This window comes from Brevibacterium antiquum CNRZ 918 (genome assembly GCF_900169145.1).
GTDB classification, from domain to species: domain Bacteria; phylum Actinomycetota; class Actinomycetes; order Actinomycetales; family Brevibacteriaceae; genus Brevibacterium; species Brevibacterium koreense.
Window position 1 is genome coordinate 98,670 of sequence record NZ_FXZD01000008.1, and the last position, 23,649, is coordinate 122,318.

At 63.2% G+C, this 23,649-nt stretch carries 21 protein-coding genes; 12 read left to right on the forward strand and 9 right to left on the reverse strand.

The window, feature by feature from the left end; all coding sequences use genetic code 11:
- Window positions 1-40: 40 nt before the first annotated feature.
- The 6 genes from BANT918_RS12435 (at window position 41) to BANT918_RS12460 (ending at window position 6,970) form a co-directional block, all read left to right on the forward strand.
- Complete coding sequence (locus tag BANT918_RS12435) at window positions 41-2,143, forward strand: alpha/beta fold hydrolase (protein WP_101620548.1); 2,103 nt, start codon at window positions 41-43, stop codon at window positions 2,141-2,143.
- Between the two features lie 17 nt (window positions 2,144-2,160).
- The gene (locus tag BANT918_RS12440; protein ID WP_101620624.1) at window positions 2,161-3,372 is read left to right on the forward strand and encodes an N-acetylglucosamine-6-phosphate deacetylase; all 1,212 of its coding nucleotides are present in this window, start codon (window positions 2,161-2,163) and stop codon (window positions 3,370-3,372) included.
- A gap of 5 nt (window positions 3,373-3,377) precedes the next feature.
- Window positions 3,378-4,013: a hypothetical protein gene (locus BANT918_RS12445; protein ID WP_101620549.1), complete on the forward strand. Its 636-nt coding sequence runs from the start codon at window positions 3,378-3,380 to the stop codon at window positions 4,011-4,013.
- 166 nt (window positions 4,014-4,179) lie between these two features.
- Window positions 4,180-4,827: a hypothetical protein gene (locus tag BANT918_RS12450; protein ID WP_101620550.1), complete on the forward strand. Its 648-nt coding sequence runs from the start codon at window positions 4,180-4,182 to the stop codon at window positions 4,825-4,827.
- Window positions 4,828-4,989: 162 nt separating this feature from the next.
- On the forward strand, window positions 4,990-5,613 hold the full coding sequence (locus tag BANT918_RS12455; RefSeq protein WP_101620625.1) for a copper chaperone PCu(A)C: 624 nt from the start codon (window positions 4,990-4,992) through the stop codon (window positions 5,611-5,613).
- A complete protein-coding gene (locus tag BANT918_RS12460; RefSeq protein ID WP_233429468.1) occupies window positions 5,576-6,970 on the forward strand; it encodes a Dyp-type peroxidase in 1,395 nt (464 codons plus the stop codon). Before BANT918_RS12455 ends, BANT918_RS12460 begins: the two co-directional genes overlap by 38 nt.
- Before the next feature lie 32 nt (window positions 6,971-7,002).
- Here BANT918_RS12460 and BANT918_RS12465 read toward each other — a convergent pair whose 3' ends face one another.
- The 5 genes from BANT918_RS12465 to BANT918_RS12485 form a co-directional block, all read right to left on the reverse strand.
- Window positions 7,003-7,560 (reverse strand): methylated-DNA--[protein]-cysteine S-methyltransferase, encoded by a 558-nt coding sequence (locus BANT918_RS12465; protein ID WP_101620552.1) that lies wholly within the window; start codon window positions 7,558-7,560, stop codon window positions 7,003-7,005.
- A gap of 298 nt (window positions 7,561-7,858) precedes the next feature.
- Complete coding sequence (locus BANT918_RS12470; protein WP_101620553.1) at window positions 7,859-8,860, reverse strand: glycine betaine ABC transporter substrate-binding protein; 1,002 nt, start codon at window positions 8,858-8,860, stop codon at window positions 7,859-7,861.
- Window positions 8,861-8,892: 32 nt separating this feature from the next.
- Complete coding sequence (locus tag BANT918_RS12475; RefSeq protein WP_101620554.1) at window positions 8,893-9,765, reverse strand: ABC transporter permease; 873 nt, start codon at window positions 9,763-9,765, stop codon at window positions 8,893-8,895.
- Window positions 9,765-11,141: a quaternary amine ABC transporter ATP-binding protein gene (locus BANT918_RS12480; RefSeq protein WP_101620555.1), complete on the reverse strand. Its 1,377-nt coding sequence runs from the start codon at window positions 11,139-11,141 to the stop codon at window positions 9,765-9,767. The genes BANT918_RS12475 and BANT918_RS12480 overlap by 1 nt, the downstream gene beginning before the upstream one ends.
- A 367-nt stretch (window positions 11,142-11,508) precedes the next feature.
- Window positions 11,509-12,309, reverse strand: coding sequence for an alpha/beta fold hydrolase (locus BANT918_RS12485; RefSeq protein WP_101620556.1), 801 nt, complete (start codon window positions 12,307-12,309; stop codon window positions 11,509-11,511).
- A gap of 49 nt (window positions 12,310-12,358) precedes the next feature.
- Here BANT918_RS12485 and BANT918_RS12490 point away from each other — a divergent pair, with 49 nt between their 5' ends.
- Window positions 12,359-13,219 (forward strand): type I 3-dehydroquinate dehydratase, encoded by an 861-nt coding sequence (locus BANT918_RS12490; protein ID WP_233430479.1) that lies wholly within the window; start codon window positions 12,359-12,361, stop codon window positions 13,217-13,219.
- A 55-nt stretch (window positions 13,220-13,274) separates the two neighbouring features.
- On the opposite strand, the gene BANT918_RS12495 is transcribed toward BANT918_RS12490, so the two are convergent.
- Complete coding sequence (locus tag BANT918_RS12495) at window positions 13,275-13,574, reverse strand: DUF4235 domain-containing protein (protein ID WP_101620558.1); 300 nt, start codon at window positions 13,572-13,574, stop codon at window positions 13,275-13,277.
- Between the two features lie 197 nt (window positions 13,575-13,771).
- Here BANT918_RS12495 and BANT918_RS12500 point away from each other — a divergent pair, with 197 nt between their 5' ends.
- The gene (locus tag BANT918_RS12500; protein ID WP_145996985.1) at window positions 13,772-14,014 is read left to right on the forward strand and encodes a hypothetical protein; all 243 of its coding nucleotides are present in this window, start codon (window positions 13,772-13,774) and stop codon (window positions 14,012-14,014) included.
- Here BANT918_RS12500 and BANT918_RS12505 read toward each other — a convergent pair.
- The gene (locus tag BANT918_RS12505) at window positions 14,001-14,885 is read right to left on the reverse strand and encodes an aminotransferase class IV (RefSeq protein ID WP_101620560.1); all 885 of its coding nucleotides are present in this window, start codon (window positions 14,883-14,885) and stop codon (window positions 14,001-14,003) included. The genes BANT918_RS12500 and BANT918_RS12505 overlap by 14 nt on opposite strands.
- A gap of 48 nt (window positions 14,886-14,933) precedes the next feature.
- Window positions 14,934-16,037 carry a VIT1/CCC1 transporter family protein gene (locus tag BANT918_RS12510; protein ID WP_101620626.1) on the reverse strand — a complete coding sequence of 368 codons (1,104 nt, stop codon included), beginning with the start codon at window positions 16,035-16,037 and terminating at the stop codon, window positions 14,934-14,936.
- 413 nt (window positions 16,038-16,450) lie between these two features.
- Here BANT918_RS12510 and BANT918_RS12515 point away from each other — a divergent pair, with 413 nt between their 5' ends.
- From BANT918_RS12515 to BANT918_RS12530, 4 genes are all read left to right on the forward strand, one after another.
- A complete protein-coding gene (locus tag BANT918_RS12515) occupies window positions 16,451-18,469 on the forward strand; it encodes a M20/M25/M40 family metallo-hydrolase (RefSeq protein WP_101620561.1) in 2,019 nt (672 codons plus the stop codon).
- A 143-nt stretch (window positions 18,470-18,612) separates the two neighbouring features.
- Window positions 18,613-19,071: a DUF3817 domain-containing protein gene (locus tag BANT918_RS12520; protein WP_101620562.1), complete on the forward strand. Its 459-nt coding sequence runs from the start codon at window positions 18,613-18,615 to the stop codon at window positions 19,069-19,071.
- A gap of 170 nt (window positions 19,072-19,241) precedes the next feature.
- The gene (locus BANT918_RS12525; protein ID WP_101620563.1) at window positions 19,242-21,062 is read left to right on the forward strand and encodes a flotillin family protein; all 1,821 of its coding nucleotides are present in this window, start codon (window positions 19,242-19,244) and stop codon (window positions 21,060-21,062) included.
- Window positions 21,063-21,321: 259 nt separating this feature from the next.
- Window positions 21,322-22,230: a cation diffusion facilitator family transporter gene (locus tag BANT918_RS12530; protein WP_101620564.1), complete on the forward strand. Its 909-nt coding sequence runs from the start codon at window positions 21,322-21,324 to the stop codon at window positions 22,228-22,230.
- 112 nt (window positions 22,231-22,342) lie between these two features.
- Here the strand turns inward: BANT918_RS12530 and menC are convergent, their stop codons facing one another.
- Window positions 22,343-23,467 carry an o-succinylbenzoate synthase gene (gene menC / locus BANT918_RS12535; protein ID WP_101620565.1) on the reverse strand — a complete coding sequence of 375 codons (1,125 nt, stop codon included), beginning with the start codon at window positions 23,465-23,467 and terminating at the stop codon, window positions 22,343-22,345.
- Between the last annotated feature and the right edge of the window lie 182 nt (window positions 23,468-23,649).

Here is a 23,649-nt window from a genome sequence, read left to right on the forward strand (position 1 = left end):
TTGCAGGCCCGAACATCGCCGATGATCCTAGGATGGGATCATGACGATCAACGACGCTGTGACTGCTCTCCTCGATGCCCGCCGACTACAAGGCCTCCTGACGAACCGGAACGGCCGTGTCATCGCCCAGTATTCCTTCCTCAACGCCGAGGGCAGCACCTACCTCTCCCACCTTGCTGACATCGGCGGGGAGAGTCCGCGCCGAATCACCCGTGGTGATCAGTCCATCGGCGCGGCCGCGATCGGTGAGACCGGAACGATCTACTTCGCGGCCAAACGCACCGGTGAAGACGGCAAGGACGCCGCGAGCCCGAGCCTCTGGGCCCTGCCGGAGACCGGGGAGGCGCGCAAGCTGGCCGACCACGACGGTGGGTTCACCCGGATCGAGGTGAAAGGTCAGTCCATGCTCGTGCAGTTCCCCGTCCACACCTGGGCCGCGAACGAAGACGAGCACCGGGAATACAGCCAGGAACGCAGTGAGTCAAAGGTCAGTGGCATCCTGCACTCCGGCTTCCCCATCCGTCGCTGGGACCACGACCTGGGACCAGGGCGAGAGAGACTCGCAATCGCAGACCTGAACACGGTCACCGACGAGTTCGACGAGGACCTCGCTGCGAACGTCACGGCAGACGCTGCCAGTTTCGACACGACCACATCAGATGCGAGCACTCCCGACACCATCAGTTCCAGCGAAGCATCGAGGACCGCGGCGTCCACCGGACTCACCTTTCGCTATCTTGAGCTGCCATCCGGTCGCCTCGTCGACTGGGCCGTCGACGAGGAAGCGCAATTCGTCCTCATCCAGGTCGAGAAGCCGATCCCCGGTCAGCTCGAGGCCAGTGAGATCTGGCAGATCGACTTGCACAAGCATGGCGCACCTCGCCTGCTGGTCGAGGCTGCCGCCGATCACGCATACAGCATCGATGCCATCAGTCCCGACGGAACCCGTGCGCTGCTCACACGGGAGCAGTTCTGGACGCCGACGACCAATCTTCGCGCCACGCTCACGCTCCTCAACCTCGACACAGGGTCATTGAAGACGGTGTGGCCCGAGGCCGACCACTGGTTCGATCCCGTCTGGGCCGATGATTCGACGATCGTGGCGACCGCCGACGATCACGGGCGAGGCAGTGTCTTCATCGGTGATGTCACCGATGAACAGCCTCGGCGGCTGGTGGGCGGTCCGGGCCAGAAATATGCCTTTGCCGGACTGCAGGTGCAGGGACTCACGGTCGTGGCGATTGCCTCGGCGATCGACGTCGCACCTCTGCCCATCACCATCGACCTGGTCTCGGGCCAGATCAGCGAGCTCGCCAACCCGGGCAGCGTCATCGACGCGTCGGGCACCCTCACCGAGGTGGCCGCCGTTGGTGACGACGGCACAGAGGTGCGAGCCTGGCTGGCTCTGCCCGACGGGGAAGGACCGTTCCCACTCGTCGTCTTCGCCCACGGCGGGCCTTGGGGATCCTGGAACTCCTGGACGTATCGGTGGAACCCGGGACCTTTCACCGCAGCCGGATACGCGGTGCTGCTGCCGGATCCGGCGATCTCCACCGGCTACGGTCAGTCGATGATCGACCGCGGTCAGCAGGAGCTGGGCGGGGCACCGTTCACGGACATCCTCGCACTCACCGATGCAGCAATCGAGAGGCCCGACATCGACGCAGAGCGCACCGCGCTGGCCGGCGGATCCTATGGCGGGTATATGGCGAACTGGGTGGCCGGGCACACCGGTGACCGGTTCACCTGCATCATCACGCACGCCTCCCTGTGGAACACGACGTCGATGGGCCGCACCACCGACAACGCCTCCTGGGATGTGGCCATGCGGAAACAGTCGGGGACGTATTCGCCGCACCTGTTCGCCGACCGGATCGAGGTGCCGATGCTCGTCATCCATGGCGACAAGGACTACCGGGTGCCGATCGGGCAGGGACAGGAACTCTGGTACGACCTGCTGACCGTCTCGAAGACACCCCTGGACGCAGAGGGGCTCACACAGCACCGCTTCCTGTACTTCCCCGATGAGGGCCACTGGGTGGCCGGTCGCGGCAACGCCGAGGTCTGGTACCGCACGGTCCTGGCGTTCCTCGACAGGCACGTCCTCGACATCGACGCCCAACGCGCCCGCACTCTGGGGTGAAGGCGGAAGCCGGACCGATGACCACAGACAGCACCCAGGTGAACACGACGACGCCCGCGGACACGATCATCCACAACACCATCATCCTCGACGGCGATCCGGTCGGCTTCGCCGGGGAATCGGCCGATGACTGGCTCGCCGAGGCCGGGGGAGTCGTCATCGCACGCGGCCGCGGTTCGGGCTGGCAGGACCTGAGCACCTCGGCGAGGGTGAGGACCATCGACGCAGGAGGAGCATACCTGGCCCCCGCCTATGTCGACATCCACTGCCATGGGGCCGGAGGGTCGAGTGCCGAAGACGGAGAAGCCGGACTCGATGAGGTGCTCGCAGTCCACCGTCGACACGGAACCCGGGCGCTCGCACTCTCCTTCGTCTCGGACACGATCGCCGGCCTCTGTGAATCCCTGACCACTGGAGCCAGGCTGGTGAGGCAGAGGCCTGGCGTGCTTGGACTGCATGCCGAAGGGCCGTTCCTGTCCCCGGACTTCAAGGGTGCACACGCACCCGAAGTGCTGACGTCGCCCACCCCGGAGGCGGTCGAATCGATACTCACGGCTGCTGACGGAACGCTGGCCCAGATCACGATCGCTCCTGAACTGCCCGGTGCACTCGACGCGATCTCACGGTTCGCCTCGGCGGGGGTGAGCGTGGCCATCGGGCACACCGCGGCCGGCTATGAGGAAGCGGCACGGGCCTTCGACGCGGGCGCGAGCATCCTCACCCACACGTTCAACGCGATGCCCGGCATTCATCACCGCGCACCTGGTCCGATCCTCGCCGCGATCGAGGCAGGACACGTCACGCTCGAACTCATCAACGACGGAGTGCATGTGGCGGCGCCACCTGCGCGAATGCTGACGAGGCTGGTGCCCGGGCGGATCGCACTGATCACCGATGCCATGGCCGCGACGGGGATGGCCGACGGGCGATACATGCTCGGCTCGCTGCCGGTGCAGGTCGACGATTCCGTGGCACGCCTGCTGGGCGAGAACGGTTCGACCGGATCGATTGCCGGCTCCACCCTGACCATGGATGAAGCGGTGATGAGGGCAGTCACCGAGGTGGGCATGAGCCCGCTTGAAGCGGTCCGGGCCGCGAGCCTGGTGCCGCTGCGGGCACTGGGGCTCATCGCCGAAGACGAGCACAGTCTGCTGCGAGTCGGAACGCCCGCTGACTACCTGCTGCTGAACGCGGATATGAGCATCCGAACAGAGAACATGGCACGATAGGAGACATGGATGCCCTGCTCCTCATTGACACTGACGACGCCAGTTACATCTCCGACGATCACGCCGAGATCTTAGTCGACATCGTCGGCCGCACTCGCACAGTCGGCGGTGTTCTCATATTCGCCTCGACGAAGGACGAACTCGTCGACGTCGATGATGAGGAACTGTCCATCTTCGTGCCCGACGAGGAAGACCTCGTACTGCGCTCGGAGAAGCCCGACGTCTTCGACGGCATCCGCGACCTGGCCCCGGGCCTCCACGACATGGGCGTTGACCGCATCGTCATCGCCGGTGGGGACGTGAGCACAGTCGGAACGTCCGGCGACGCGGATGGCCCGGAAGACGTGGACTCCTCTGACGGCCCGGTCACGGCGGACGCCACAGACGGTCCGGACACTGCGGACGGCGTGGACACAACAGAGGCCTCTGACGGCGCTGGTACGTCTGACGTCACTGGCGCCGGTGAGCTGCCGGGATCTGTGCGCGCCTCGGCGATGGCCGCACTCGTCTGCAACTTCGACGTCATCGTCCTCTCCGACGCAGTGATCGACTCCGACGGCCGGCCGGTGACCTGGCTGGATGAGGCCGAAGAAGCCGGTGCCATGATCAAGAAGACCGCTGACACTTGGCTGCGGATGTAGCCTCCGACGACTCTGACCAAACGGCACCGTCCGACTCAGCTCGGGTGATGGCCGGTTCCCCTCTGGCGTTGCCGGACATCTTCGTTCTACACTGAGTAGAAGTTTTGAGTCGCCTGAGACTCAGCCATGATGCCATTCGCGTGAGCACGCCAAGGAGAGGAGAGGCATGACCGGGTCGAACAAGTCGGTTCGTGCTTTCTTCGCCGCGCTCATGACGACCCTGCTGGCCGTGCTCATGCACGTCGGTGCCGGCGGCACGGCCTCTCCCATCGGCATCGGGATCGTCTTCATCCTCGTCCTGTGGTCGGCGATGATCCTCGCCGGCCGTCGGCTCGGGTATTGGGCCCTGGGATCGCTGCTGAGCCTCGGCCAGGTCCTCATGCACCTGTCGATGGGCTGGTTCACTGCCGCACCCGCCTCCGCCGGTGCTTCGGCGCCTGGAGCGTCCATGGGCCACCAGCACATGAACCACGGGACCGGCGCCCTCGACCTAGACCAGACTGCGCCGATGTCCCATCCGATGTCGCACTTGGCCGGTGACGGGTCGAGTGCGAGCCTGGCCATGGTGCTCGCTCACGCCGTCGCAGTCATCATCACCGCAGTGGCCCTCAAACGCGGCGAGGACATCATCCTCACCATCCTGCAGCTGGCGCTGGGGCCAGTCGCCACCGTACTCCGGGCACTCGCCGAGGCGGTCGGCGTACTGGCTGAGTCCCCAGCACGCCTCGTCCAGGTCGCCTTCCACCTGCCGCAGACCATCACCTCTGCCGTCGTCGGGCCCAACTATCGACGCGGGCCTCCCGCACTCGTCTGAGCTCAGAACTTCACCAGCGGCGGAGACACCGCCGCCCCACTCATCATTGGTGACAGCCACGCACTGTCCTAGACGAGTCGTTCCGTGTGTCTGAACACGACCGCGCCGACGCTCGTCGAGACCGGTGCCCGGCTGCACCGACACGCTGAAAGTGCAGACGAAATGCGAAAGAACACCACCCTGATGACCACCCTGTCCGTTGCCGCCATGATCGGGCTGAGCGCCTGCGGCCAGAGCCCGGCAAGCGAGCCCGAGGAGACGAGCAGCTCCCAGGCCAGCGCCGATTCCCTCAGCCTCGACAATGCCTGGGTCAAGGCCGCCGACGACGGCATGACCGCGGTCTTCGGTGAACTGACGAACAACAGCGACAAGGACATCAACCTCGTCGCCGCAAAATACGATGACGCCGACATGGTCCAGCTCCACGAGACTCTCGAGGACAACTCGGGAGGCATGTCGATGCAGGAGAAGAAGGGCGGCTTCACGATCCCTGCGGGAAAGTCTCTGAGTCTCAAACCAGGTGGTGACCACATCATGGTCATGGGTCTGGCGAAGCCGATCAAACCAGGCGAAGAGATCTCACTCGACCTCGTTACCGCCGATCAGCAGACCATCCCGGTGACCGCCATCGCCAAGGACTATTCCGGGGCACAGGAGAATTACGCTCCGGGCGAGGCCGACGACGAAGGCGACGGCGCCGACCACAAGGACATGGACCACAAGGACATGGACCACGGCGACAAGGATCATGACGAGATGGACCATGGGGATCACGGTGACCACTGAGCCCCAACCTGAGCACTCTGGTCACAATGACCATCCCGACAACACAGGCAGGCCATCTGCAGATCCCGCACCTCGACATCTTGGTTTCAGCCGCCGGCGTCTCATCGCGTCGGCGGCTGTGGCTGGGGGAACTGGAGCCATCGGCGCCTTCGCCGGTTTCGGCGCGGGCCGCTCCGGTGCCGCAGATCGTGCTGAGGCCATGCCGTCGCGGGATCTGCGCGGAGCCAACGGTCCGGTCACCGAACCGTTCTACGCTCCCCACCAGTCGGGGGTCGAAACCACGCCCCAGGCGCACGCGCACTTCCTGGCATTGACCCTGAAGCCCGGTAGCAAGGCCGGCGATGTGATGCGTTGGCTGAGGCTGCTCACCGCGGATGCCGCTGCCCTGACCCAGGGCAGCGGGCCGTTGGCCGATTCCGAACCCGAGCTCGCCCATGACCCCGCGCGCCTGACCATCACGTTCGGATTCGGACGAGGGCTCGTCAAGCTGGCGGGTGAGGAATCTGTGCCGAAGTGGTTGGGCCCGCTGGAGAAGTTCCCGATCGACGATCTCGATCCTGACCGGTGCACCGGGGATCTGCTCCTGCAGATCTGCGGTGATGATCCGCTGACCTTGGCTCACGCCCGGCGGATGCTGTGGAAGGATTCTCGGAATTTCGCCGAGGTGGCCTGGCAGAGAGACGGGTTCCGCCGTTCCTACGGCAGCCAGGGGGAGGCAAAGACCCAACGGAACCTCTTCGGGCAGTTGGATGGGACGGCCAATCCGGGGCCGGGATCTGAGGACTTCGCACGTATCGTCTGGGGGCAGGGGACCGGACGGGCAGACGCGGTGCACTCTGCGCGTGGGGCACCGCCGGACGACCTCGGCGCTCATCTGCCGGACTGGATGCGCGGGGGAACGACCCTGGTGCTGCGTGATATTGCGATGAACCTTGATACCTGGGACAAGGCCGACCGACCGGCTCGGGAGTTCGCGACCGGGCGCACGCTGGGCTCCGGAGCACCGCTGTCGGGTGTGGACGAGTTCGATGTCCCCGACTTCGACGCGGTCGACAAGCGGGGTCTGACGAAGATCTCGGCGGCGGCGCATGTGGCCCGGGCCCGCGATGGGTTGAACCCAGAGATGCAGATCCACCGCCGCACGTTCAACTATGAAACAGGTGCGGGGGAGGGTGCTGGACTGCTGTTCGCCTCGTTCCAGGCCGATATCGCCCGGCAGTTCCTGCCGATTCAACGCCGCCTCGCCGAGGTGGATCTGCTCAATGAGTGGACCACGCCGATCGGGTCGACTGTGTGGGCGATTCCGCCGGGGGTCAAAGAGGGGGAGTACATCGGGCAGAGCCTGTTCGAAGGCTGATTCTCACGAAGCGCTGGCTGCGCCGGGTTTGCTCAGAACAGTGTTGGAGGAAGCGCATTCTCGAACTCGAGCAGCCAGCGCTTCGTGTCCAGTGCGTTGCCTCGGCGGCCGCCGGAATAGCCGCCCAGCCCGTCGCTGGCCACGACGCGATGGCAGGCGATGACCACAGGAAGGGGGTTCATTCCCATGATGCTGCCGATCCCTCGTGCGTGGATTCCTGTCCCACTTCGCCGGGCGAGCTCGCCGTAGGTCACGGTGGTGCCAGGCTCGACCGTTTCATCGAGGGTGGTCAGCACCCTGCGTGCAGTTTCAGAGATCTGGCCCAGATCCAGGGGCAGATCGAAGGCTCTCAGGGTTCCGTCGAAGTAGGCGCGAAGCTGTCGAATCGCTTCGGTGAGAAGAGGGTCGGAGGCATCGGTGCTCGAGTCGATTCTGATATCGGTTCCGGGGCGGATTTCGGGTTCGGTGTCGATAGCGGCGTTGCCCACAGGCCTGGCATCGGGTTCACACCACTCGACGCGGACGATGGCCAATCCGTTGCTGGAGACGGTGATGGGGCCGACGGGTGTGGTCACCGTGGCCTTGACCATCACGCACCTCCTCCACCCCGTCGAATCAGCAACATCAGCTCTTAATGCTTCCGGAATCTGCCGAGCCCGTCACAGACAACTTAGCGCACGCGTAGGGATCGGTCGAGAGTGCCACAGGACCCTCAGAGCCAGACAGCCAACTTGTGAGCATGCCTGCTGGGAAGCCTGTGACGAAGAGTCTCAGCGCAGAAGATGAGGGAGTGTCGCAGACAACCGTCTGCAACACTCCCTCATCTCGCTATCTTTAGGCTCAGCCAGTTGCTTGACTGTCATTCGACCCAGCGGTCGGATGGCTCAATTACTTGGCGAGCTCGCCCTTCTTCCACGTGTCGACGAAGTCCGGGTTGTCCTTCAGCCATTCGGCAACGGCCTTCTCGTGGTCCTTGCCGTTGTAGTGGTCCTCGGAGAACATGAGGTTCTCGAGGCTGGCCAGGTGGTCATCGTCGAGGACGAGATTCTGCAGCAGCTGTGAGACGTAGGGGTGCTGATCTGCCGCATCCTTGCCGGAGAAGCTGTAGATCCTCTCGGCGTCACCCATGGCATTCTTCGGGTCCTCGAGGTCACGAATCGGGAAAGCATCGTAGGCCCAGTGCGGACGCCACAGGGTCACGGCCACGTTCTCGTCAGCATCGGTCGATTTCTTCAGCTGTGCCAACATGGCTGGAGTCGACGAGATCTTGTAATCGAGTTTGTCGAGACCGTACTCAGGAATCGCCTTTTCCTTCGTGGTCTTCGTCAGACCCGCGCCGGCCTCAATTCCATAGAGCGTGTTGTTGTACTCGTCTCCCATGTCCTTGAGGTCACCGATGGTTTTGGCCGGTGAGTCCTCGTTGACGGCGATGGTGAGTTTCGCATTGTCATACCAGCAGCCGTGATCGACAAGATCGTCGCCGAACTGCTCGATGTAGTTGGCGTGCGTCAGCGGCAGCCAACCATCGGTGAAGAAGTCGATATCCCCCTGAGCCACACCGGTGAACATCGGTCCGGCATCGAGTTCATCGGTCTTGACCTTGTAACCGTCGTCTTCAAGGACGTTCTTGAGCAGGTAGATGGTGGCATAGGACTCATCCCAGCCGTTGAAGATTCCGAGCGAGACGTCCTTGTCGTCATCGCTGGTTCCAGCGACGTCCTTCGAACCGTCGCCCGGTTTGCAGTCGGACCAGTCCCGGTCCCCTGCCTTGGTCTCGTCGTCGCCGCCGCCGGCAGGTTCACCACCCGAGTTGGAAGCACCGCAGGCAGTAAGAGCGAGGGCGCTGGCGGCGAGTATTCCGCCGAGCTTGGTCAATGTTGTCGTTTTCATGAGTTTCTCCTTTGTTGCTTGAACTGCATGGATCAGGAAGATGCTGCTTCGGCCTTTCGGGCCCGTTCAATGGGTGTTCTCTGCCCGAGCGCGGCCGTGACTCGATCGAGGAAGATTGCTACGACGACCACTGCCAGGCCTGCTTCGACGGCGAGTGGCACGTTGAGTGAGCTGATTCCGCCGACGACGGCACCACCGAGACCACCAGCACCGACCATGCCGGCGAGGACGACCATCGACAGTGCGAGCATGATGACCTGGTTGACGCCGGCCATGATCGTCGGCATCGCCAGAGGGATCTGAATCTTGCCGAGGATGTGTCCCGGTGATGCACCGAAGGCCTGGCCGGCCTCGACCACTTCGGAGTTGACCTGGCGGATCGCCAGCTCGGTGAGGCGGACGCCGGGCGGCAGCGCGAAGATGATCGTCGCGATCGCGCCTGGAGTCTGACCGATGCCGAACATGAGGATCGCCGGCACTAGGTAGGCCAGGGCAGGCATCGACTGCATGAAGTCGAGGACGGGTTTGACCACGGTCGAGACCCAGCTGACCTTCGCAGACAAAATGCCGAGAGGGATGGCGATGAGCAGCGCGACGATGACTGCGACGATGACCAGCGCAAGCGTTGACATCGTGTTGTCCCACTGATCGAGGGCGCGAACGAAGTAGAAGCCGATGAGTGTGAACACCGCGACCTTCCACCCGGCCGAGAAATAGGCGATGACCGCCAAGATCAGGATCATCACGAGGTAGATGGGCGAAGAGAAGGCCATATACAGAAAGTCGTACAGGCCCCCGAGAACCAGGTTGATGAAATCGAGCAGCCATTGGAACGTGCTCGTGAACCAGTCGAGAAAACTGCTGACCCAGCTACCGAGCGGAAGCCGGGGATTCATGAAGTCCATCAGAGGTTCCTCCCTTCAGGATTGTTGGAATCTCCTGTGATGTCGCTGCCTGCTTCTGCCACAGCGCCGGCGACGGCACTCGGGGTGTTCTGCTCATTCTCGAATGCTGCAGCTTCGTCGTTATCCGATGCTCCGGCAGTCGGCGATTCGAGGAGCGGCTCAGGCGCATCCGCGACGGTCGGGATCTCGCCCGTCGACGGTCCGGGATCGGCCATTGAGTTGAGCAGTGCGACGCGGGGGATGATCCCGAGAAGCCGGCTGTTGTCATCGACAACCGTCAGCGGCACCTTGGCCGTGGAGCTGGGCGCGAAGAGCTCAGAAATCGGAGTGTCGGGGCGAACCGTATACAGGTCTGTCTTCTCGACGATCTCATGAATCGTCTGGTGGCCCTCGCGCACGGCTTTGACTACAGCTCGGTCGCTGATCAGCCCCAACACCGTTCTGCTGTCATCGAGGACGAGGAGACCGGAGGAGTTGTTGTCCTCCAGTGTCTTCATCGCCAGACGTGGTCCCGAATCGATGTTGATCGTCGCCTTTGTCTCGCGCATGATCGACGAGGCGGTCAGGACACGGGTGCGGTCGACGTCCTGGACGAACTCGGCGATGTAGTCATCGGCTGGTTCGGTGAGGATCTCTTCCGCGGTTCCGATCTGGACGATCCGACCATCGCGCATGACGGCGATCCGATCGCCGAGGAACATCGCCTCGTTGAGGTCGTGGGTGATGAAGATGATGGTCTTGCTCAGGCGAGACTGGAGTTCGACCAGCTGTTCTTGCATTTCGCGCCTGATCAGAGGGTCGAGAGCGGAGAACGCTTCGTCCATGAGCAGGATGTCGGTTTCGGCGGCAAGTGCGCGGGCCAGGCCCACGCGCTGCTGCATTCCGCCCGAGAGCTGCTGGGGATACTTGTCTCCCCAACCGTCAAGACCGACGGTCTTCAGCCATTCTTCGGCCTTCTCCAGGCGCTTCGCCTTCGCCACGCCTTGGACTTCGAGGGCATAGGCGGCGTTTTCTCGGACCGTACGGTGCGGAAGCAGCGCGAAGTGCTGGAACACCATCGACACATGATTGCCGCGAACCTCGCGGATCATGGAGGCATCCGCCTTGGCCAGGTCGGTGCCGAGGACCTCGACGGATCCCGCTGTGGTCGACCACAGGCCGTTGAGCGTGCGGATCAGCGTCGATTTGCCTGAACCGGACAGACCCATGACAACGAAGATCTCGCCCGCTTCGACTTCAAAGCTGGCATCGATGACTGCGGCTGTGCCGAGCTTGGTGAGGTCTTTGCGGTCTGCGCCCTGTTCGAGTCGTTTGACGACTTCGTTCTGGCGCTTGCCGAAGACCTTGTAGACGTTTGTCGCTTTGACAACGCTCACGTGATTCCCTCCTTACATTCTTGACTCTCCGCAAGAACGAGAGGCTGCACCCCCGTTTTGCGATGCGGTTGTGGTCGGTCCGAACTGGGTCGATCGCTCACTAGCCTCACCGCACACGGATATCTCACTACTCATTGTAGATATATTCAGAGTTTTCGGCAGTAGTTTTGTCGATAGAACGCGGAGTGGCGGACTTGACGACCCCTCTGACCTGGGATGATGCGCAAACAGGCGTTACTTGATTGTTACAAACTGTGCTTGAGGCACATAGGTATGGCCTTATCCGATTTGTTACATGATGGCGACTGTTGATGTGGAACAAGGCTGTCAGCTCTTCGAAGAGAACCCGCTGCGGCCCAGGGGGCACTCAGGAAGCAGCACCCAGGAAGCCGATGATTTCGGGGTTGACCACCTCGGCGAACTCTTCGAAGAAGCCGTGCCGACCACTGGGGCAGATGAGGATCCGGGAACCCGGAATGCGCTCATGCAGCAGGTGTGCGTTCTCGACGGGATTCATCAGGTCCTCGTCGCCGTGGACGATGAGGGTCGGCGCAGCGATCTCCGGCAGGTGGTCCCAGGCATTGTGTCCGGCGCTGATGCGCAGATGCGCCGCGGACTCCTGGGTGGTCATCGTGTCATCGCCGAGCAGTTTGCTGTACCTCGGGGCCACAGTCCAGTTCCGGGTGTAGAACAGCGAGAACAGGTATTGGGTGTGTTCACGACCGCGCAGTCGTGCCAAGGACTGACCCACCTCCCGGGGCCGTTTGACGGACTTCGGTCCACCGGGCGTTGTGCACCCCAGGGCCAGTGCGCTGACGCGGTCAGGGAAGTTCAATGCCAGCATCTGAGCGATGCGCCCACCCATCGACGTTCCGTAGACGGCAGCGCGTGTGATGCCCATATGGTCAAGAACCTCGGCGGCATCGGCGGCGAAGCTGGCAGTCGAGAGTTCGGTCAGTTCGCCGCGGCTGCCGCCGGTGCCGCGGTAGTCGAAGGTGACGGTGCGAAACTGGGGCTCGAAGTCCGAGCGCAATTCGTCCCACCATTCGTGAGAGTTCGACTGCCCTTGGAGGAGGAGCAGGGCCGGTGCCTCGGGTGGGCCGCTGACCTGGATCGCGAGCGGGAACCCGTCCCGCGTGATGATGGTGAGATGGTCCCTGGTCTCCACGTGGTGTTCCTCTTCACTGGTGCGGGGCCCCAGCACCTAGGCTTGGGCCATGAAGCAATTGCCGTTCCTCAATGATGCCGCAGGCCACCGGGTTGCTGTCGATCCGCGGCGCCCGGCCATCATCGTTCCTGTCCAAGCAACTGCACCCGAGGAGATCGCACGGCAGTGCAGGGCCATCACCGATACCGGAGTCGTCGACGTCATCGAATGGCGCATCGATCCCGTGCTCGCCAGTATCGCGGAAGAGTGCTGTGCGGGGTCCCGCGCGGCTGCTCCCCAGGAGTTCGCCGAGGCGGTTCTGGGCTTGGCCGCGCACGTGAGCACGGCAGGGCTTCCGGTGCTCATCACCTTGCGGACGGGGTTCGAGGGCGGTAGTGCCGATGTGAGCGAAGACGTCTACACAGAGATTCTCACGACAATCATCACCGGGCTGTCTGAATCGTCCGGACTGTCTGGAGCGTCCGGGCCGGCGATCCCGACTGCAGGAACCACGTGGGCACTCGATGTCGAAATCGATCGCAGAGGTGCGGCAGAGCTCATCGACATGGCGCACGACCGGGGGCTGTCGGTGGTGGCCTCACATCACAATTTCGCCCGAACGGACTCGGCCGAGGTGTTGGGTGCCACATTCACCAGGATGGCTGCGGCTGGGGCAGATGTGGCGAAGATTGCGATGATGCCGGGGACCCGTGCGGATGTCGCGGAGCTCCTGAGGGCCACCGCACTCGCGGAGGAGGCTCTTGCGGTTCCCGTACTCGGAATCTCGATGGGTCAGCTGGGCAGAACCAGTCGGGTCATGGGCGCGGATTTCGGAAGCTGCGCAACGTTTGCGCAGCTGGGGGAGTCGTCGGCACCCGGCCAGATCGCTGTTGCGGATCTGGCCGGGATCGTCGACCGGCTCTACGGCTGAGTGATCAGCGAGGCTGTCTGGTCGGCGGTGCTGAACGATCAGTGGTGCCGACTGGTCAGTCGACGTCTTCTTCGATCGGCTTGCGGAACTTCTTGGGCAGAGCCTCGTCGCCGAAGCTGTTGCGCACTGCGCTGGTGGCAATACGCTGCACGACGAGCCGAGCCACGGCGACACCGACGCCGGAGACGATGGTCCAGGCCAGGGCCTCGGACATCGAGATCTCGTCATCGACGGGGTTGTTCGGTGCGGGACGTTTGGTCGACTTCTCCCAAGCGAAGGTCAACGCCTTGCGAGCCGCGAATGTTGCCACGATGGGCGCTCCGACGCCGATGACCTGCCATGCGAGCTTTCCCATGCTCGTGTCCTTTCGTTAGACGCTGTGCCTGCGACGATGATCTGTCGCGCAGATGTCGCTGGGGTGCGAATCCGTACGTGACCACACTAGCGCAGGCGATCCACTCATACGCAGGAGGCAGAACTTCATACTTTCGAGGGATGTGCGGGGCTCACGCGACCGGTAGAGTGAAGCTTCAGTGCACGAGGGGAGCAGGGATGCTCAGCAAATGGAAAGTCACGGTCATCACCGGGCTGTTCGTTTTCGGCGCGCTGAGCTTTATTCTGGGGCTTTTCCCCTTGCTCGCTGAGATCTTCTGGATTCTGTGGTTCGCGGGCTGCGGCGCATGCATCCTCGCGTTGGTCCTGACGGTGATCGTGCCGTCTCATCGGCCCACAGCGAACCGACGCGAAGCAGACCGGTCGCCAGCGGATCCGACCGATGGCGTCAACCGGCCATGATCAGCTTCTGAAGCTCCGCCGTCAGCTTCTCGTCCCGCGGGATCGGGTTCCCGTCCAGCTGGGTGAGTGACACGGCCGTGCGCATCGAGGACACATACCAAGCGCCATCGGCCTCGATCACGTCGTTGAGGCCGAAGTCCGCATATTCGGCACTGAGTCCGAGCTCTGCAGCATGGTCGAAGACCAGCCGCTGGGCCGTCCCCGACAGCAGGCCTGCTTCCGGGGGCGGTGTGAGGAGGCGCTCGCCTCGGCGAATGATGAGGTTGGATGTCGGACCCTCGAGGACGACGCCATCATGGGAGACGAACAGGGCCTCATCTGCACCCTGCTCCACCGCATACCTGCTGGCAGCCTGGTTGACCGCATAGGACAAGGTCTTGGCCCCGATGAGCAGCCAGGGTGCCTTACTTCCAAGGTAGGCATCGTAGCCACGATCGAGGCTGACGGCGGAGATGCCCTGTGCTCGTGCTCGCCTGATCTTCTCGTCGACGGGAACGTTGAATGCCCACCCCCGAGGGCTCTGGCTTCCGTCTGAGTTCTGGGTTCCGCGTGAAAGTGCGTAGCGGACCCCGAACTCGGTGATGGTCGGATCGTTTGCGAGCACTTCGGCGATCACGGTGTTGAGACCGCGGTCCCACAATTCCGGTTCCGGATCGGGCAGGCCCAGCGCCGAGGCGGAGGCGCGGAATCGCGCGAAATGGCGATCATGAGACACCACGGTTACTCCACCGCCGATGCGTACGAGAACGGTTTCGAAGATGCCGTCGCCACGATGTGCCGACAGATCCGTGACGGGAAGCTGCGGGGAACCGAGATCGGCCACCTCGACGGTGGACGCGGCAGGGTCGATGAGGACAAGGGCATCGGTCATACCGACAGTCTAGGTTCTCGGGAAACCTTCGCCGAGCCTCGGCTGTGCTCAGCCTGTGCTGACACCGAAGAGGAGCCCGAGAGCGTAGGTCACGGCCGCTGCTCCGAATCCCACCGCAAGCTGCCTCAGCGCACGTGGTGCCGGAGCGGTTCCTGAGAGCAGGCCGACGGTGCCGCCGGTGAAGAGGAGCGCGATGCCGACGAGGCCCGCAGAGACAATCACCGCGGGCAGGCCGGACATGCCGAAGATATAGGGCAGGATCGGGATGAGCGCGCCCGAGGAGAAGAATCCGAAGCTCGACAGCGATGCGCCCAGACCGGTGCCCAGTTCGTCGCGGTCGACTCCTGCATCAAGGTTGGGCAGCTGAGGTGCCTTCTTGTTCTTGGCCGCGGCGATCGTCCTATGTGCTTGAGCATCGGCTTCGGGGGAGTCCATGCCCCTGGCGCGGAAGACGAGAGCGAGCTCGTTGGCGTCGATGTTGAGATCGGCCAGCGCGTGGCGTGATTCAGGATCCGGTGTCGACGCATCGAGCAGCTCGCGCTGGGACCGCACGGAGATGTACTCTCCGGCCGCCATGGACAGTGCCCCGGCGAGCAGGCCGGAGACGCCGGCGAGCAGGATGACCTGGTTGCCCACGCCAGCGGCGCCGACGCCGAGAACGAGTGCGAGGTTCGACACGAGTCCGTCATTGGCGCCGAAGACGGCGGCCCGGAAATTGCCCGACAGTCGGGCCCGAGAGCGGGCGGCGAGAGCGCGGACGACCTCGGCGTGGATCCGTTCGTCGGCGGCCATCTCTGCCGATGCCGCCTCGTCGTCGTCATACGGTGAGCTCGTCTCCGAATGCTGCGCCAGTGCGAGGACGAAGACCGACCCGAACAGTCGACCCAGGAACGCCAGTCCCAGAGTGACCAGGTCGGGGGCCCGCTTCTTCCGTGCGTGCTCGCCGAGGAGGTCGATCCAATGCTCCTGATGCCGGGATTCGGCGGCGGCCAGGGCCAGCAGAATCTCCCGATCTTCGCCGGAGCGGCGCTCGGCCAGATCGCGGTAGACACGCTCCTCGAGCCGCTCATTGGCAAGGTATCTCTGCCAGCGTCTGATTGTCCTGCGATCGGGCTCATGGAGCGCGTCGGGGACCGTTGATTCGTTGTTCATCACTGATCAGATTCTACTTGGAGTAGGCGATTGAATTCAATACTTGCGCAATCGACTAAGTATCGGTTGTTATCGATTCGTTACCTCAGGCGTCCAGGGGATGGGCTAGATTAAAGGTCAATGTGAGTTGTGTCACCGTTTCGTTATAGATGTATGTATTTCGTTACCAATGGCGAATACATTGCGAAACGGGAGAATCAAGCTTCCCCTTGAGCTCGACAGGTTGGCACCGCTGCTGTTGTGAACTTCTGACAGCCTCGGTGCCTCCGGTTCGCGCTCAGCTATTCGTGTGCTGCGATTACCTCGTGGGTGACGTTCGGTCGAGGTCCGGACGCGGTCAGAGATGCCCGCTCGCAGATGTGTGCGAAAAGCAGCCATGGTTCGTCTGGCACCTGAGGAGCGAAAGGAACTCTATGAAGTTGCGTACCAAAACATGGTTGGCGGTCACCGCCGCCACCGGTCTGGCTCTCGGCGGATTCAGTCCGGCACTGGCGGCCGGAAACGCGGGACCGACCGAACACACCGATATGGGCGTCACCGGCGACGCCGTGATGGATCACCTGCAGAAGATCTCCGACATCTCGACCTCCCATTCCGATGAGGGATTCCGTGCCTTGGGGACACCGGGCTATGAGGAGTCCGTTGAGTACGTCGAAGAGACGCTCGAGGCCACTGGTGCCTTCGACGTCGAACGCCAGGCCTTCGACGTCGACGACCAGACGTTCGGCGAGGTCGCTGTCAGCGTTGACGGAGAGGAACTCGAGGTCACCCCGGCCAGCTACACCGAGGGCACCGAAGAACCCCTGACCGATCTGTCCGTGGCGCTGCCGGTCGACGACGACTTCAGCGACCTGGCCGGCGGCCAGCTGGGCTGCGAGGCCAGCGACTTCGACGACAGCGCCGAGGGTGCACTCGTCCTGGTGGCACGCGGCAGCTGCGCCTTCGGGGAGAAGACCCAGGCGGCCACGGATGCCGGAGCCGCAGCGGTCATCCTCTACAACAACGACACCTCTGCACCCGATGAGGCACTCAATGCCACCCTCGGCGAACGCGTCGAGAACGGTGCACCCACCGTCGGTGTCAGCTATAACGAGGGCAACGACCTGCTGACCAAGATTGAAGGAGCCGCCGAGGGGGAGCCGCTGCTGGCCGATTTCACCCTCGAAACCGAATACACCACCTCGACGACCTGGAACGTCATCGCCGAAACCAAAGCCGGCGATCACGACAACGTCCAGATGTTCGGCGCCCACCTCGACGGTGTCGCCGTAGGGCCGGGTGCCAACGACAACGGCTCCGGATCAGCCGCACTGCTGGCCAGCGCCGAGGCACTGGCAAAGCAGCCGACCGAGGCGGACAACGCCATCCGCTTCGGCTGGTGGGCCGCGGAAGAGGTCGGGCTCGTCGGCTCGACCCATTACGTGGAGAGCCTCAGTGAGTCAGAGGCCTCGAAGGTCAAGTCGTACATGAACTTCGACATGATCGGATCCGACAACTACATCGTCGGTACGCTGGACTCCGACGGCTCCGATGTGCCGATCCCTGATGGGGTCAACGTGCCCGAGGGTTCGGCGGAGCTCGAGAAGGTCTTCACCGACTACTTCGACACGAAGGATCAGCCCAACGTCGGAACGGACTTCTCAGGACGCTCGGACTACCAGGCCTTCATCGACAACGGCATTCCCTCCAGTGGTCTGTTCTCCGGGGCCGATGGCACGAAGACGCAGGAGGAGGCCGACATGTTCGGTGGAACCGTTGGCGACAAGCACGACACCAACTACCATCAGCCCACTGACACGATCGAGAACGTGAGCCAGGAGTCTCTCGACATCTTCTCCCCAGCCATCGCCTATGCGGTGCACACGCTCGCATACGATCTCCGCGATGCACCGGCCCCGACCGATCCGCCGAGCACTCCACCGACGGATCCGCCGACGGAGACTCCTACTGAGACGCCGACGGATGATCCGACGGATGCTCCGGTCGAGCGGAGTCTGAGCATTGATCCGACCACGATCGACCAGGCTGACTTCATCGGTGCCAAGGGCGTGCAGGTGGCCGCCGCCGGATGCACCCCGGACACCACCGCCACGATGACGGTGGAGCCGCAGAACGGCACGATCGAGACATTCGAGCAGACCGCGACGGCAGATGCCGATTCCGTGGCCAGGTTCGGTGTCCGCGGACTCGATGAGTCCAAGGCCGCAACCTATGTCGGCACGTACGAGGTCACAGTCGACTGCGACGGCGGTGAACCGCTGTCCGGTTCATTCGAGGTCCTCGCCGCCGACAGCGACGGTCCAGGTGCCGGTGATGGCGGTGGAGACCTGCCGCGCACAGGCAATGAGGCCCTGCCTCTGGTGATCTCGGCCGGTGCACTCATGGTGCTCGGCGTGATCATGACAATGGGAGCTCGCCGCCGCAAGGCCTGAGCATCCTTCGAATGCCACGCGGGCCGGTGACTGAATAAGTCTGCCGGCCCGCGTGCCCATTCATCCGCTGCAGTGAGACGCCTCCGCTCAGTCGGTGGAGTCCTTCAGTGCCTGCCCATCTTGGTCGGGCACAATGGACTCCTGTGACTCCCAAACTCTTCTTCAAGATCTTCGCCATCGCGGAGACCATCACCTGGACACTGCTCATCATCGGCATGATCCTCAAATACACCCATATCACCGAGATCGGTGTGCGCATCGGCGGCGGAATCCACGGGTTCGTCTTCATCTGCTTCGTCATCGCCGTCGTCGGCGTGGGCACCTCACAGATGTGGAGCAAGAAGCGCATCGCCACGGGCCTGGGCTCGGCCATCATTCCCTACGCCACGATTCCCTTCGAACGATCCGTGGAGAAGACCGGAGCACTCGAGGGTGACTGGGGACTGGGCGCGAACGGACGCACCCCACGCAACTGGTTCGAAAAGCTCACCTCCTGGGCGATCCGCTCACCGTTCCTGGCCATCGGTGTCGGAGTCATCCTCGTCGTCATCGTCTTCAGTGGGCTGCTGCTCCTCGGCCCTCCCGGCGAATGGGGTAAGTGAACCTCAGGCCCACCTCGGCGATGATCTGATCATCGTGGGGACGGCCGAGCCGCCTCGGCGCTGGACGACTCTGTGCAAGGGTCAGGGACTCGCATAGGATGAACACAACGGACGCTGTGGTCTCACCTTGTCCGGCCCCTTCCACCATCGAATCTCGGAAAGGCCCAAGGATGGATTTCATCGTGGGCGCCGGAGTCATCGGCGTCATAGTCATCATCGCCCTGATCGCGTTCTTCGTGATCATGCGCTCGATCAAGATCGCCTCCCCCTCTGAGGCGCTCATCATCACTGGCCGCAATGCGTCCGGGCTCGGCGGCAGCGGCCGCATCATCATCGGCGGTCGATCGGTCGTCTACCCGATCGTGCAGAAGGCATTCACTCTGTCGCTGTCATCGCGCCAGATCGCTGTTGCCATCGACGGCATCTCGATGAACGGTATCGCGCTGCGCCTGCACGGCGTCGCGCAGGTCAAGGTCGGCGGCACCGAGGAAGATGTGCGCAAGGCCGCCCAGCGCTTCCTCGACCAGCAGGACCAGATCGAGCCCTACAGCACGGAGATCCTCTCCGGCACTCTGCGCGCTGTCGTCGGTACGCTCACCGTCGAGCAGATCATCCAGGACCGTGCCTCCTTCGCCGCCCAAGTGCAGGAGGAATCCGCACATTCGATGAACAACCAGGGTCTGGTCATCGATACGTTCCAGATCTCCGCGGTCGAGGATGAGGGCAGCTACCTGAAGGACTGGGGTCGCCCACAGGCGGCCGAGGTCGCGAAGAACGCTGCCATCGCCGAGGCGAACGCCAGCCGTGCCTCGGCCGTTGAAGAAGCGCTGCAGACAGAGGAGACACAGAAGCAGCAGGCGCTGACCGATCAGGCCATCGCCGAACAGCAGCAGCAGCTTGCACTGCGTCGCGCGGCGCTGAAGGAAGAAGCAGATCAGCGTCAGGCAGGTGCCGACAATGCCGGTCCGCTGGCGAACGCGGCGGAGAAGCAGAAGCTGCTCGAACGCGACCGAATCGTGGCGAAGGAAGCCGCAGAGCTGCGTGCCGAACAGCTCGATGCCGAGGTCAGGCGTCCTGCCGATGCGGAGCGGTACCGCCAGCAGGCAGATGCCGATGCGCGTGCCTATGACGTCGAAGCTCAGGGCCGGGCCGAGGCAGCCGCTGAGCTGCACCGCCGGTCCAAGGACGCTGAGGCCATTCGGCTCGAGGGTGAGGCCCAGGCCGATGCGATCAAGGCGCGCGGCGAGGCGGAAGCCGGGGCCCTCCAGGCTCAGGCAGAGGCCTACAAGAAGTTCAACGATGCGGCCGTACTGTCGAAGGTCCTCGAGGTCCTGCCGACCATCGCCGGCGAACTCGTCGCACCATACGCGAACATCAAGGACCTCTCGATCGTGTCGACCGACGGCGAGTCCAAGCTCGCGAACTCGGTGTCGAACAACCTCGCGCAGGTTCTCGAGGTCGTGCGCGGCACCACCGGCATCGACCTCAGCGATCTGGTCAGCAAGGCTCAGAACCAGGGCGGTTCGAAGTCCGCGAACGGAGGGGGCGGCGATGCCTCGACGTCATCCGATGGCTCGACGTCATCCGAGGATTCGGGTGCCGTCGCCGAGGCCGGATCCACAGCCTCGGACTCTCGCGCTGCCGACGGCCGCGATCAGGTCGTCGAAGGCCAGATCTCCGAAGGGCACGGCGGCCAGTCACGTCGCGGAGATCGCTCAGGTGGCAGAGGGTCGAAGTTTGCAGGTCTGGGGGATCCCAGCGCCTGGACGGGTGGGAATTTCGATCCGAAGGACTACCTTGACGAGAACGGGGAACTCGATCTCACCCACATCGGTGACGATGTGAAGAAGGCCACCGGAATCGATGTGCAGTCTTACATCGCCGACGCACTGCGGAGGCGCGACGGCCGTGACGGCGGTTCCGACGGCGATTCTGACGGCTCAGGCTCGAACGGGCCGAAGGGCGGCTCGGGCGGGCCCGACAAGACATAGCCTGTGCTGTGATCGGCACTCACGCTGCCCGGGGTGACCTGCGGGCATTGTGCAGACTTGATGCGTGCGTGTCCGGCAATTGTGCCGGGCACGCACGCATTCTGCGTTCGGATGTTGTCCCCCAGGTCCGCCTCGGGGATGGCTGACGGGAGCCGGAGGCGGACCGCTGAAAGGAACCGGAACGCAATGAGGTCATGTGACGCCGAACTCATTCATAAAGACATGCGCATATGTTAATGTGATTGCGTAGGAGGTTCCCATGACACACGACCACTCGCACACCTCAGGATCGCGTCGACGCTTGGCGATCGTCTTCGGCATCGTCCTGGTGATCTTCGTCTTCCAGGTGATCGGCTCGATCATGACGAACAGCCTGGCATTGCTGATCGACACCGGACATAACTCCGTCGACCTCATCGGCATCGGGATCGCACTCTTCGCCGCCGCCCTGGTCCGGAAGCCGCCGAAGGGCCAGAAGACCTGGGGTTTTCGCCGGGCCGAAGTGCTTGCCGCGGGAGCACAGGCGACTCTACTCCTAGGGCTCGGTGTCTACAGCCTCATCGAGGGAATCCGGCGCTTCTTCGTCCCGCCCGAGGTGCCGGGCCCGGAGCTGATGCTCTTCGGTGCCGTCGGACTGGTCGGCAACATCGTGTCGATCATCATCCTCAGTTCTTCCAAAGAGCAGTCGCTCAATCTGAGGGCCGCATTCCTCGAGGTCATCGCCGATGCGTTGGGTTCTGTCGCCGTCATCCTCGCTGCCGTCTCGATCTGGCTCTTCGACTGGACTCGTGCCGATGCGGTGGCCGCCCTGTTCATCGCCGCGCTGATCGTGCCCAGAGCCTTCTCCATCTTGAAAGAGACCGGATCCATCCTGCTCGAAGTCGCACCGAGGCAACTCGACCTCGACAAGGTCAAGATGCACATTGAGGGGGTCGAACACGTCCAGGAAGTCCACGACCTTCACGTGACGCGCATCGATTCGAACCTTCCGGTGCTCACCGCGCACGTGGTCCTCGCCGACGAATGCTTCTACGACGGTCATGCCCCGCGAATACTCACCGCGCTTCAGGAGTGTCTGGCAGAGCATTTCAGGGTCGCGATCGAACACTCGACCTTCCAGTTCGACAGGGCGAAGGACGCGGCGCAGGAGACGCATACCCACAACTGAGCCGACGGCACCGTCGACGGTGCTCCGCTGCGGACCATGGCAACTTCCTCTTGTGCAGAGGTGTGGCAACGACAGCTTGAAACCACCGTTCACTTTATGCCGTCTGGTCGCTTCAGCCCTGCGGCAGGATCTGCACCGAGTCGGTACGGAACTTCTCGAGTCTCGCGGGGTTGATCGACACGCCGAAGCCGACGCCTGTGGGTACGTCGACCTTGCCGTCGTACATGACGATCTCTTCGGTGATGTCTTCGCGGAAGAAGCGATTCGATCCCGAGATGTCTCCTGGCAGCGTGAAACCGGGCAGAGATGCCAGTGCGGCATTGGCGGCACGGCCCAAACCGGTCTCGACCATTCCGCCGTGCCAGACTGCCACGCCATGGGCGGAGCAGAGGTCGTGGATCTTCTTCGCTTCGATGAAGCCTCCTACCCGTCCGGGCTTGATGTTGATGACGGCCGCTGCACCCATGGAGATCGCATCGGCGGCGGCTTCAGCGGAGTCAATCGACTCGTCCAGGCACATCGGAGTCTCCATCAGCTTCGCGAGCTCCCCGTGCTGGCGGATGTCGGCCTCGCCCAAAGGCTGTTCGATGAGGAGGAGGCCGTACTCATCGAGCCTGCGCAGGTGGGAGGCGTCGACGAGAGTGTAAGCGGCATTGGCATCGACCTGGAAGCCGAAGTCGTCTCCGAAGGCCTTGCGCACCGCGGCGACGGGCGCAATGTCCTTGCCTGGTTTGATCTTGAGCTTGATGCGGGCGTAGCCCTCCTCCAGGTAACCGCCGATGACCTTGACAGTGTCTTCGACTGAGTCCTGGATGCCCACAGAGACTCCGGAGGGCACGGAGTCGACGACGCCGCCGAGATAGCTTTTGAAGGACTGGTCATTGAGTTTGAGCTGGGCCTCGATGACTGCCATCTCCAGCGCCGACTTCGCCATCGGGTGACCGATCACGTGACGCAGGTGCCAGGACACGGTCTCCGCGGTGAGGTCGTCGACGTCGAAGAGGATCGGTGCCAGCCATCGCTTTGTGACATCGATGCCCGATGCCACGTACTCAGAGGAGTAGAGCGGGGAGATCATCGCCACTGACTCTCCCCACCCCGTGATCTCACCTTTAGGGGTATCGAAGGTGGCCTCGACGAGGTAGCAGTCCTTCTCCGTCTCTCGCATGAACGAGGTCTCGAAGGGGGTGACGAGGGGAATGGATACCTGGTGGAGAGTGATTGACTTGAGCTTCATGCGCCATGCACCTTCTTCGTGATCGGGGCCGATGATCCTATGACCCAGCTTATAGTCACTCTCAGGTCCGCCTCGGCGAGCGTTGGAGTGTGGGACGCAGTGGGAGCAGGCAGCGACTCTCGGAAAGAGCAGCGGCAGGCTGCATTGTTCGTCTGATGACTGTGCCGCCTCTAGAGACAGCG